Origin of the sequence: Actinoplanes sp. NPDC051851, from assembly GCF_040681165.1 — a bacterium.
Lineage (GTDB): Bacteria > Actinomycetota > Actinomycetes > Mycobacteriales > Micromonosporaceae > Actinoplanes.
In genome coordinates this window covers 34,337-45,487 of sequence record NZ_JBFAYF010000069.1, presented here as the reverse complement: position 1 = coordinate 45,487, position 11,151 = coordinate 34,337, and the positions used below count along the sequence as shown (strand labels likewise).

Here is an 11,151-nt window from a genome sequence, read left to right as displayed (position 1 = left end):
GCTGCTTGGCCGGGGTCTGCCCGTTGGACCAGGTGAAGAGCGACACGCATGCGCCTTCGCCCCGCCATGTTCGGCTTTATCAACTAGGTCGCTGACAGCACGTAGCGTTGCGGCTACGGTATAGCTCAGCGTTGATCTCGGGCGTCCTTGTCTGAACCGTGGGTCAACATCCGTGGTCCGGGGCGGCGGTTAGGACGCCGCCCCGGCTCACAGATCGAACTCCCCGTCGCGAACGCCACCGATGAAGGCTTCCCACTCGGCTACCGTGAACGCGAACGGAGGCCGGCTCGGCTGCTTGGTGTCCTTTACGAGGACGACGCCATGCGTCGCCGCGAGGTTTTCGGCGACCTCTACGCAGGAGCCACTGTTGTCAGACCGCCGCGATTTGTGGAAGACCGCCTGATCGAGGATCTCGGGGGTCAGGATGTCGTAGATGTCAGACACTGGAGTGCTCCTTGGCTACTCGGTGGATGAGTTCCCTGGACGGTTGTTCGTCCAGGGCACAGCTGCGAATCCCGGAAATCACCCCGTCGAGACGGTCGACCAGTTCGGGCTTGTTGAGCAGGGAGTGGCCGAGGAAGCCGTCGAAGTATGCAGTCGGCGGCTCAGTGTTGTCGGCGAATCGGAGCATCGAGAACGGCCCAGTCGCGACGCCTTGGTGCAACCCGGCGGCCAGCGGTATGACCCGGATTGTGACGTTCGGGAGATCACCGAGCTCGTTGATGTAGTTCAGCTGTCGCGCCATTACTGCCCTGCCGCCGACGGGTCGTTGAAGAGCGGTTTCACCTAGTAACAGCTCTACCCGCGTCGGCGCGGGATCGCTCCGGGTGAGGATACCTTGCCGCTTCAGCCGGACTTCGACCCGTCGATCGATCTCGGCCGGATCGCGTTCGTGTCCATCCAGGCCAGGGAAGAGCAGCAGCTCACGGGCGTACTCCTTGGTCTGCACCAAGCCGTGTACCCGGGACTCCTCGTAGGCGGTGATCCGCGCCGCTGCGCCCTCCAGGCCAACGTAGATGTCGAATCCCGGTGGTAGGACGTCAGAGAACGGGTGGAACCACCCGCGTACGCGGGTGACTTTCGCGAGAGCCAGCAGCGTATCGAGGTCCTCCCTGCTCGCCCGGTAGAGCTCGCAGAGATCACGAAGATCGCGATCCTTGATCTTCACTCCGGGTAGACCATGCTCCATCCGGTAGAGCGTCGGACGGGCTCGTTCGATGTGTGCTGCGGCAGCCTCCACAGTGACCGCCACGCGGTCGCCGCTCTCGTCGCGGGCGTTCTCACGCAGCTCGGTCAGTAGCCTGCCCAAGCGCCGTCGCGCGTACGCCGCGCCTGCGTCGTCATCGGCCGTCACGGCGGGACACCTCCCTCTGCTGCACGTTGCGTTTTTACCCGACCTGTTGCAGATCAGATTTAACACTCGCTCAGGTCAAATGGCAACGCAGCGTGACTGTTGATCAAAGCGCATCGGTACATCCATCAGAGTATGACCCGCCATCTCGTTTTTGAACGTTGCGCTTTTTTAGATGCGGTGCTTGACTCTTCCGTGTCGCCAGTCACATCGACGACAGAACACCGCTAATCCCTCCCGCTCGATGTGCCGGTGAAGCCTCGGGTGGGGGGTGACCGGGAGCAGCGTCGGGAGGCTTCAGCAAGAGCCTCTCGACGTCTCCCTCGGTTCCGATGGGAGGACGACCATGACGTTGCGCCGGCTGCTTCTCGCAACTCGGCGAGATGAAGACTGCTGGTCGAGGCGAGCCTCCATCCCGACTCGTCCGCTGCAAGGTCGGTAGGTGTCCATGGACCTGCTGATGCAGCTTCGCGATGACGTACTGGCCGATCCGGGTCGGGCAGCCCGCCGTCTTCAAAACATCGCTCTTCCCCCGTGGCCCGATGCCGCGGCGGCGGCCTTACGGGTCGATCTCCTGGTCCTCCGAGCAGAGGCGTTAGTTCGTAGTGGGGAGCTGATGGCTGCCCAGCTTGCCGGCATCGACGCCGCCGCGGCAACGGAACGACTACGACCTCGTGACGTTCATCGAGTCACCGCTGCGTTCGCCCTCGCTGTCGATCTCGAGATCCGCTCTGGTCGTACGAGCGCTGTGCGCATGGCCCGTCGGTACCGCGGCGCCCTCGGCCAGGAGAACGAGGCGCCACACGGCCGCATAGTGCTTGCCGCCGCGCTGGAAGCGGTTGCTTGCTTCCACCACGCCTCTTGCCAAGAGGGCCGTAGCCAGATCCATGACCTCGCCCGCAAAGAGCCCTCCGGGAGCTCTGCCGCTCGGATGCTGCTCGCTGCGCAGTCCTCTATGGAAGCGTCGTGCCCTTCGCACATAGAACCGCTCACGATGGCGCCCCCTATGCCAGGGCTAATCCTGAATCCGGCGGTCGATCTTGAGTCATATCCACCTCACCAGATCGAGGACTACCTCCGCGATCTCGTAGCACGCCACGTCTCGCAGTGCGTCTGCCCGCCTCGTCAGCAGTCGGCAAACGCAGGCAACCAGCGACGGTTCCCTAGAGGCCAGCCCATCCAGCCGAACGTACGGGTGATGCTGGCGGCATCACCGCAGAGCTGATAGCGGGCCGGCCGCCACTACGTCCTGATTCTGACGACCAACGTCCCAGAGCCAGGTCCGGAAAGCCGTACGCGCTCGTCCATCCCGGACGGCCGTTCGGCTGTCCCCTCCCCTCCCTCGACGGGATGGGCGAAGTAACAACCCCTAGAAGATGTCAGGAAGGAACCTGCGGTGGCGGCGACAACGGCATATCCAGCCGATGACCTGCAAAGATTCGGCTACCAAGGTCAGCTCAAGAGAATCCTGAACACGCGCCAGCTGGCTGCGTTTGGGATGAACTACATGCTCCCGATCAGCCCCATGGCCGTGTACGGCGCGGTCTACGCTGTCTCGGGCGGCATGGTGGTCCTGGCCTACCTGATCGGCATGGTCGCGTTGATGTTCACCGCGGCCTCCTACGGGCAGATGGTCAAGGCGTTCCCCCTGTCGGGATCGGTCTACAACTACGTCGGCAGAGGTATCGGCGCCCCGTTCGGGTTCCTGGCCGGCTGGTCCATCCTGCTGGATTACTTCCTGGTGCCGAGCCTGCTCTACCTGGTGGCCGCGTCGTCGACGACTGCGGCGGCCGCGCCGGTCGGGGTCCTGGCCCACATCCCGGCGTGGGCGTGGTTCGTGTCGTTCGTCCTGGTCAACACCGTGATCAACTGGCGCGGTATTCGCATGACCAGCATTGTTATCACGCTGACCTTGATCCTCGAGCTGACCGTGCTCGCGATCGTGGTGTTCGTCGGGCTGTGGGCGGTCGCCACCGGCCGGGGTCACTGGACCTGGAGCCCGCTCTACAACTCGAGCACGTTCTCCTGGCACATCGTGCTCGCGGGAACCAGCGTCGCGCTGTTGTCGTTCCTGGGCTTCGACGGCATCAGTCTGCTGGCCGAGGAAGCCCAAGACGCCGCCCGCCGGGTCCGCACCGCCATGCTCATCGCCCTGGCCGGGGCCGGGGTGCTGTTCATCGCCCAGACCTGGGTGGCCGCGATGCTCACCCCCGACCCGGCCGCGCTGATCGCCAACGGCGACCCGGCCGGCACGGCGTTCTCCGACGCGCTCGCCGTCGCGGGCGGCCACTGGATCGCGACCCTGTGCCTGGTGGCGACCGCGCTGGCGTGGGGCCTGCCGGACTCGATGGCCGCGCAGGCCGCCGTCTCCCGGCTGTTGTTCGCGATGGCCCGTGACAAGCAACTGCCGAGCTTCCTGGCGAAGGTTTCCCGCAAGCACAACTCGCCGGTCGCCGCGATTCTGGTGGTGTCGGTGCTCAACACCGCGCTCGGGCTCTACATGCTTAACCGGGCCGACGGCACCGCCCTGCTCGGCAGTTGGATCAACTTCGGCGCCCTGATCGCGTTCACGCTGCTGCACGTCACGGTCATCTACTACTACCTGATCCGCCGGCGCAGCCGGAACCTGTTCTCGCACCTGCTGGTGCCGCTGATCGGCCTGGCCATCATCGGCACGGTGATGTGGAACGCCCGTACCTCCGCGCAGCTGCTCGGCCTGGCGTGGTTCGGCCTCGGCGTGCTGGTCATGCTGATCATGTACGCGGTCGGCCGGCGGCCGAGCCTGCCCGGCATGGCGCCCGCCCACTCCCCCACGCCGGTCCGGCAGGCGGTGTGACCATGACCGAGAACCTCGTCTACGACACGTACCAGCCGACTCTCAACGAGCTGCGCTATACCTTCGGCGGCCACGAGCCGGTCCGCGGCCTCAAACCCGGAGAGGTTCTGACGCTCTACACCGAGGACTGCTTCGGCGCAGCCGTGCACGGCATCGACGACCTGCCCTCGAAGGTGTGCGAGATGCCGTACTTGAACGGCGTCACCGGACCGTTCTTCGTCGCCGGCGCCGAGCCCGGAGACACCCTCGCCGTGCACTTCCTCGACATCGAGCCGGCCCGGGACTGGGGCGTCTCGGCCACTTTCCCGCACTTCGGGGCGCTCACCTCGACGCACACGACCGCCACGCTGCAGGCGCCGCTGGAGGAACGGGTCTGGCGCTACGACATCGACACGGCCGCCCGCATCGTGCGGTTCCAGGCCCGCAACAGCGATTTCAGCATCGACCTGCCGCTCGCGCCGATGCAGGGCACGGTCGGGGTCGCCCCGGCAGGCGGTCAGGCACTGTCGACGATCACCAGCGACGTGCACGGCGGCAACCTGGACACCCCGGAGATCCGGGCCGGCGTCACCTTATACCTGCCGGTGGCCGTGCACGGGGCGCTGCTCGCGCTCGGCGACGGCCACGCCCGGCAGGGCCGCGGCGAGGTGTCCGGGGTCGCGGTCGAGACGGCGATGCGCACCACGATCACCGTGGACGTGCTCAAGGGCGTCACCACGTCGACGCCGCGCATCGAGACCGACGACATGCTGATGTCGATCGGCTGCGCCCGCCCGCTGGAAGACGCGGCCCGTACCGCCGGCGCCGACATGGTCGCCTGGATCGCCGAGCTGACCGGCCTGGACACCCTGGACGCCTACCAGCTGATCGCGCAAGCCGGGGACACCACCGTCGGCAACGTGGTCGACCCCGCCTACACGATGCTCGCCGGCATGCCCAAGCGCCTGCTCGGCGGCACCGTGATCCAGCAGGGCGTCCACGACCGGCTGCGCAGCACCCCGTGGCCGCCCGCGCCGGGGGGCGGTGCCTCGTGATGACGTACGCCAACGACGCCCGGGCGGCCACCGGTGCGAGGCATCGCGCTCCGCTGCCGCTGCACGCCGAGCTCTACCTGATCGCCCACGACGACGACACCGGCAGGCTGCACATCAACGAGCAGGTCCTGGCCATCGGACTGGCCGGCGCGCTGCTGCTGGAACTCACGTTCGCCCGGCGCGTCGAGATCGGCTGGGAGTACAACGAGTTCACTCGGGAGTGGATGCCGGCCCCCGGCCGACTGTTCATCACCGAGCCGGTCCCCCGCGGGGGTCAGGCAGCCCCGACCGGGAGCCCGCTGCTGGATGCCGCGCTGGCGTCGGTCGACCAGCTGGCCCGCGCGCAGCCGCGCGGGGAGCATCTGCGGTCGTGGCTGGGCGACTTCTCCTCCAGCCAGCTCTACCACCGCACCCAGGCGTCCATGATCACGGCGAGCCTGATCCGCCGCGCTCAGCTGCGCCGCCTCGGGGGCCTGCGCAAGACCGACACCAACCTCGTCGTCGACATCGGCTATCCCGTCGGCGCCCGGCACCGGGTGAAAACGGCGGTGTCGTACTACGAGAACCCGTCGCCAGCCGCCCACCCGCCGGACGACAGCTGCGTCGCCCTGTGCGGGCTGACCGCCGCGCTCGAGCTCACCCCGTTCCTCTACCGCAACCAGGCCGACCGGGAGCTGGCCCAGTGGCTCGGCTACGTCGTCGACCAGCGCAACAACACAGCAATCACCACCGTCGTTCAGGCGGTCGACGCCGGACGCGGGGACGTCGCGGTGGCCGCCATGGGATGACCGGCAGCCCCTGAAACGGCCAGCGCGAGGCGTTCACCCAGAGCGTGCCGTGCCGGCCCGGAGATGACGTGTCGGCTCCACCGCACCGATGCGTCATCTCCACCCCTCCCATTCCCCTTGGCGACGACGAAAGGCACGGCACCGTGACGATCAGCGCAGCGGCCCACCCGACGGGGACACCCGGCGGTCGCCGGCCGATCGCCGCACACCGCCACGTCGTCCTCACGCCGCCAGCCGATTCTGCACGCTGGCGGTTCGGCCGGGGCGAGGTGCTCCACGCCCCCGGCCGGCGGGCGCGCGGCCTGCACGGCGAAGCAGGCCGCGCGCTCCGCTCCTCCCTCGGCCCGAGCCGGCCCCTCCGGACGCCGGTCCGCACGCCTTCCCCCGTGGGCTGCGGGCCGGCCGGGATGGTGCATCGACGCCGTACGCCCCCGCGAATCGATGCACCATCCCACCCCGGGCACACCCCGCTCGCCGCACCCCGTCGGCCGTGCCACCGGCCGGTGATGCTGGCGGCATCACCCTGCGCGCCCTCGGCGATTCGGCGGCGCGCCGCCGGGGCCGCAGCAGCCCACCCCGTCGCCCGTCGCCTCCTAGCCGGAGGCCAGCTGTGACAAGTCTCCAGAGCACCGGTAACCGGCGCGGCCGCATCCAGTCGCGGCCGGGAACACCGTTTCACCACCTGGCAGGCCGAGAGCCCTCACTACCGCGCGCTTTGGTTGGCATCGCACTGTGCACCTTCGTGACCATCGCTGTCGCGCAGATTCCCCGGCACGACCTCCTCGTTCCCCACTGGTCGTCCGCTGGAGCCCCGGCGCTGCCCCTGTTCGGCCCGACCACCTCCGCGGTGTCGCGGTACGCCGAGACCGCGCTAACGCTGCTGCTGGTGCTTGCCTTCCTGCTGATGCTCACCGGCCGCAGCCTCGGCTCGGTCATCTCGGTGATCGGCCGGGTGAGAGGGACGTGGCTGGGCGTGTGTCTGCTCACCGCGTCGGCTGTTGCCGTCCCGGGCGCTGTCTTGCTCGCGCTCGCCGACCAGGTGGTGCTGCGGCCCGTCGCCGTGACGGGCGGTGCCGGCATCACGGCGACGGCACTGGTCTTGGTGCTGGCCGGTCTGTCCACGATCGCCGCTGAGCTGCTGTTTCGGGGCTGGTACCTGCAAGCACTCGGCGCCGAGCAGATGGCCTGGTCTGCCGTCGCCGTCGAGACGCTCGGGGCCACGATCGGCCACAGCACGGACTTCGGCATCGGGGGCTACGCGGGCCACGGCGTCTGGGGATACACCGACCTCGCTGTCTGGGCCGCCGTCGCCGGCGGGCTCACCATCGCCACCGGCGGTCTGGAAGCGGCCACCGCGTTCGCCCTGGCCTGGACCGGCGCGCAGATTGCCGTCGCCCAGCTGGCCACCGGCGACCCGGACCCGAGCCGCACCGCGATCGCCACCAACGGCCACGGCCTCGCCGTGCACGTCGCCGTCGCCGTCGCCTACACCGCGCTGGTCTTGACTCTTGCCCGGTACCGCCGTATCGCCGTCACCGTCCCCGACGCGCCGGCCGCCCCCACGATCCCCGCTGGCACGAAGGAGTCCACGCCATGACCGTCACCGTCGGCTGCGCCCTGTTCAACTACGAGGCAGGAGGACTGCGCCCGGAGAACGGCTACGACTTCAAGCCGCTGCAGAACGCCATGGCCGTCAGCCCCCGGGTCCCCGACCTGATCCAATTCTGCGAGGGCAAACACTACGCCCGCGACGGCGGCAAGGGCCTGCTGCTGGCCGCCAAAGCGCTCTCCGACCAGTTCGGCGTCCCCTACGTCGGCTTGCTCGGTTATAACGAGCGCGGCCCGATGCCGCCGGTGATCTTCTACAACGCGCTCAAGGTGTTGCACCTGCCGCCCTGGCACGGCCACGGCAGCGTCAACGCGTTCGCCGACCAGCGCAACATCGGCCACTTCCTCGTCCGCGGCGCGCAGGCATCCGGCGGCGGTGACCTGCGCATCATCGTCGGCGTCGAGCACTGGGAACCGCTCTACAGCCCGATCCGGGAGTTCGCCGCCCGCCGCTGGGGCCGCTACGGCACCCAATGCACCATTCCGGCCCTGCTGTCGGGTGATCTCAACTGCACCCCGTCCGGCGACCACTTCGCGCAACGCGACTGGGCCTACGCGGCCGAGAACGACTGGTTCGGCGCTACCCACAAAGGCCACGAGGTCGACGGGATCTGGGCCCCGAACACGGCCCCGCTGGACTACCTCGTCGGGTCGTGGCGCGACGGAGATCGGCACGGCGGGGCCGGGTTCACGCTGCTGGCCGAGGCCGCCTGGCGGGCCTGCCGCGAGCAACCGGTCGAAGCACGGCCGGACCTACTCGGCCCGGACGGGCGGATCCTGCCCACCGTGAACACCGGCGTCGACGCCGGCGGCGGCCTACACATCGACATCGCGCTCGCCAACGACCCGATGCTGCGCTACTTCGACCCGGCCAGCTTCCAGATCCACGTCCCCCCGGTCGGCGTCCGTAACTCCGACCACCGGCTGCTCACCTGGGAGATGGCGTTCTGATGCTCGCCGCCGTGCTGTCCGCCCCCGACACCGACCCCGACGGCCGTGATGCCGCCAGCATCACCGACCCCGGCCAATACGCCGTCGGCGCCCCCGTCTGGATCTACCGAAGCGGCGCCTGGCGGCCGGGCCTGGTCGAGTGCCGCTCCACGCTCGCCGCGACCGTGCGGTACCGGCACGCGCAGCACCGCGGCACCGTCGTCGACACCGCCGTCGCCGCCCAGCTCGCCCCGCGGGCCGAACACGACCAGGATCTCGACCCTGCCCCGGCGACAACCGGCGACCAGGCGTGACCGCCCGGCCCCGCAGCAGGCCGCCGCCCGCCGGACTCCCGGCGCCAGCCGGCTTGCGCCCGCCACGGGGGCGGGCGAGGTCCCCGCCGCAGCGGCGAACCGTCCCGCCCTGCACGTCAGCGTTCCACCACCACCTCGTTCACAGCACACGAGAAGGAGTTGCAGCATGTGCGGCGTCAACCACAACCTGTTCCCCCGGCCCGGGTACCTGATCGACATCTCCTGCGAGAGCATCGCCGCGAAGGTCCTGTTCACCCGGATGCTGTCGCACCACGAGCAGATCGGCCTCACCCCGCAGCAGATCACCGCCCTGATCGACCTCAACGCCCAGTACCAGGCCGAGCTGATCACCAACCGGGTCGAGTTCGCGCAGATCACCGAGCAGCTGGAACACAAGCGGGGCCGGCTCGACGCCGAGGCCCTGGCCGGGCGCAAGGAACTGCTCGACCGGCATGCTGAACTGTTCAAGTCCGAGGAAGAGCTGTTCTTCGAGTACGGCGGGCTCGGCCACGAGCTACTCAGCGACGAGCAGCTCGAGCGCATCGACGCGATCTACCACGCCGAGAAAGACGCCCGGCTGGCCGACCTGCTCCCGTCGTTGAACTCGGCGATCGGCCCGGCCTTCCAGATGACGGCCACCGCCGCGTAACACCCCATCACCACAAGGGAGCACTGATCAGCATGGGTGAGCAGGCCACACCACAACCGGCGTCCGAGCACGGCGGACGCTGGCTGACCCGCGAACGGGACCACGGACGTGGCCACGCCGAACGTGCCGCCCTGTCCGAGCTGCTCGCCGCCATCCGCGACCGCGTCCTGGACGAGGCGCAGATCCGGCCCGGCCACCGGCTGCTCGACATCGGCGCCGGGACCGGCCTGCTCACCCACGCCGCCACCACCCGGGTCGCCCCCACCGGGCGGGTCGTCGCGGTCGACCTGGCCGTCAGCGCGCTGGCCCAGATCGACCGCGACGACCCGAACGTCCACGCTGTTGCCGGGAACGCCAGCCACCTGCCGATCGCCACGGCCAGCATGGACCGCGTCGTGACCCGCAGCGTCCTGATCTACCTGCACGACCTCAGCGGCGCCCTGCGCGAGGTCGCCCGTGTCCTCAAACCCGGTGGCGTCCTCGCGGCGTTCGAGCCCATTAACGCCGGCCGTCACCATGACGCCGTCCTCGCCAGCCTCACGTCCACCGAGCTCGACGCCATCGACGAGCTACGGCAGCGCAGCAGCGCGACCGCGGCCCCGATGCTCGCCTTCAGCATCGACACGCTGCGGGAGGCCGCCCAGCACGCCGGTTTCACCTCGACCTTCATCGAGGCGGCGGTCACCGACCAGATGACCACCCACGAAAAGGTCGACGCCTACCTGCACCGGATCCCGCACCCCGGCGCCACAAGCCCTCTCGACTTGATCACGAACCATCTCGGCGCCCCGCTCGCCGATCGGTACACCGCCGCGTGGCACCAGGCCCTCGACCACGCCCCGGATCAGGCGGGCATCACCTTCACCACCCCCGTCGTCTACCTCAGCGCCCACCTGCAGAAACCCGCCTCCTGACCCACGCCACCCCTCGCGCCGCACCAGCCACGAGAGAAAAGGGAAACCAGCGATGGCGAACCAGCAGCCGGAAGCCACAGCACACCAGCGCCCGTCCGGCCCACCCGCAACCACCGGCCCGGACAAGGGTTCAGACACCACCGGCGCCGGCGCCGGCGCTGTGCCAGAGGCTGACCAGGTCTACCTGTGGATCGGCGACGACACGGTGGCCGTGCGCTGCCGCGTGCACCCGGACTTTAACGAGGTCCGCGCGTACGGGCCCGATCGTGAGGTGCCCGCTTCCTGGATGATCGGCTTGCTGGCCCGCCACCTGGCCCAGCACACGGCCGAAGCCGCCAACGAGGAATCCGCCGCACCGGTGACGATTGGGGTGCCTCTCGATGATTTCGGTCGGGAGGTCGTGCGCCGCTGCCGCTGGGCCATCGAGCATGGCGCGGGTGATCCGTACATCAAATGGCCGCACCTCTACCAGGTGGCCGTAGCGCTGGTCCTCGGCAACCACCTCCACCTGGAAGACGTCGGCCCCGGGTACACCATGGACAGTGCGGCCTCCCTCCTGGTCAGCAGCATGAAGAACCCACCCGCGGACATCGCCATGTGGGTCATCACCATCCGCGGGAACCTCCAGCTGCCGGGCGACATGTGGTCGCCGTCCGATCCCCCCGGCCCCCTCTGCTGACCAACCCAGCAGCTCCGCGCCCTGCCTTAGCCCCGGACCGCCTGCACC

11 protein-coding genes are annotated in these 11,151 nt (G+C 69.0%); 9 read left to right on the top strand and 2 right to left on the bottom strand.

The window, feature by feature from the left end; all coding sequences use genetic code 11:
• Nucleotides 1-207: 207 nt before the first annotated feature.
• Both AB0M08_RS40165 and AB0M08_RS40160 read right to left on the bottom strand, forming a co-directional pair.
• A complete protein-coding gene (locus AB0M08_RS40165; RefSeq protein ID WP_364505400.1) occupies nt 208-444 on the bottom strand; it encodes a DUF397 domain-containing protein in 237 nt (78 codons plus the stop codon).
• Nucleotides 437-1,354 carry a DUF5753 domain-containing protein gene (locus tag AB0M08_RS40160; protein ID WP_364505398.1) on the bottom strand — a complete coding sequence of 306 codons (918 nt, stop codon included), beginning with the start codon at nt 1,352-1,354 and terminating at the stop codon, nt 437-439. The genes AB0M08_RS40165 and AB0M08_RS40160 overlap by 8 nt, the downstream gene beginning before the upstream one ends.
• A gap of 1,393 nt (nt 1,355-2,747) precedes the next feature.
• Here AB0M08_RS40160 and AB0M08_RS40155 point away from each other — a divergent pair.
• The 9 genes from AB0M08_RS40155 to AB0M08_RS40115 all read left to right on the top strand — a co-directional run bounded on the left by AB0M08_RS40155 (nt 2,748) and on the right by AB0M08_RS40115 (nt 11,103).
• Entirely contained in the window at nt 2,748-4,187 is a 1,440-nt protein-coding gene (locus AB0M08_RS40155) for an APC family permease (protein WP_364505396.1), read from the top strand.
• 2 nt (nt 4,188-4,189) lie between these two features.
• Nucleotides 4,190-5,221 (top strand): acetamidase/formamidase family protein, encoded by a 1,032-nt coding sequence (locus AB0M08_RS40150; RefSeq protein ID WP_364505394.1) that lies wholly within the window; start codon nt 4,190-4,192, stop codon nt 5,219-5,221.
• Nucleotides 5,221-6,009 (top strand): GPP34 family phosphoprotein, encoded by a 789-nt coding sequence (locus AB0M08_RS40145; RefSeq protein WP_364505392.1) that lies wholly within the window; start codon nt 5,221-5,223, stop codon nt 6,007-6,009. Before AB0M08_RS40150 ends, AB0M08_RS40145 begins: the two co-directional genes overlap by 1 nt.
• A 742-nt stretch (nt 6,010-6,751) precedes the next feature.
• On the top strand, nt 6,752-7,606 hold the full coding sequence (locus tag AB0M08_RS40140; RefSeq protein WP_364505390.1) for a hypothetical protein: 855 nt from the start codon (nt 6,752-6,754) through the stop codon (nt 7,604-7,606).
• Entirely contained in the window at nt 7,603-8,568 is a 966-nt protein-coding gene (locus AB0M08_RS40135; RefSeq protein WP_364505388.1) for a hypothetical protein, read from the top strand. Before AB0M08_RS40140 ends, AB0M08_RS40135 begins: the two co-directional genes overlap by 4 nt.
• Nucleotides 8,568-8,861 carry a hypothetical protein gene (locus tag AB0M08_RS40130; protein ID WP_364505387.1) on the top strand — a complete coding sequence of 98 codons (294 nt, stop codon included), beginning with the start codon at nt 8,568-8,570 and terminating at the stop codon, nt 8,859-8,861. Before AB0M08_RS40135 ends, AB0M08_RS40130 begins: the two co-directional genes overlap by 1 nt.
• 166 nt (nt 8,862-9,027) lie before the next feature.
• Nucleotides 9,028-9,510, top strand: a complete 483-nt coding sequence (locus AB0M08_RS40125; protein ID WP_364505386.1) for a hypothetical protein — start codon at nt 9,028-9,030, stop codon at nt 9,508-9,510.
• Between the two features lie 32 nt (nt 9,511-9,542).
• Nucleotides 9,543-10,424 carry a methyltransferase domain-containing protein gene (locus tag AB0M08_RS40120; protein WP_364505385.1) on the top strand — a complete coding sequence of 294 codons (882 nt, stop codon included), beginning with the start codon at nt 9,543-9,545 and terminating at the stop codon, nt 10,422-10,424.
• Between the two features lie 52 nt (nt 10,425-10,476).
• A complete protein-coding gene (locus AB0M08_RS40115; RefSeq protein ID WP_364505384.1) occupies nt 10,477-11,103 on the top strand; it encodes a hypothetical protein in 627 nt (208 codons plus the stop codon).
• Nucleotides 11,104-11,151: the final 48 nt, after the last annotated feature.

What these genes read in the sequence shown, in the direction of transcription:
- AB0M08_RS40130 (WP_364505387.1), top strand. Translation starts at nt 8,568, where the DNA reads ATGCTCGCCGCCGTGCTGTCCGCCCCCGACACCGACCCCGACGGCCGT.
- AB0M08_RS40135 (WP_364505388.1), top strand. Translation starts at nt 7,603, where the DNA reads ATGACCGTCACCGTCGGCTGCGCCCTGTTCAACTACGAGGCAGGAGGA.
- AB0M08_RS40125 (WP_364505386.1), top strand. Translation starts at nt 9,028, where the DNA reads ATGTGCGGCGTCAACCACAACCTGTTCCCCCGGCCCGGGTACCTGATC.
- AB0M08_RS40145 (WP_364505392.1), top strand. Translation starts at nt 5,221, where the DNA reads ATGACGTACGCCAACGACGCCCGGGCGGCCACCGGTGCGAGGCATCGC.
- AB0M08_RS40150 (WP_364505394.1), top strand. Translation starts at nt 4,190, where the DNA reads ATGACCGAGAACCTCGTCTACGACACGTACCAGCCGACTCTCAACGAG.
- AB0M08_RS40120 (WP_364505385.1), top strand. Translation starts at nt 9,543, where the DNA reads ATGGGTGAGCAGGCCACACCACAACCGGCGTCCGAGCACGGCGGACGC.
- AB0M08_RS40115 (WP_364505384.1), top strand. Translation starts at nt 10,477, where the DNA reads ATGGCGAACCAGCAGCCGGAAGCCACAGCACACCAGCGCCCGTCCGGC.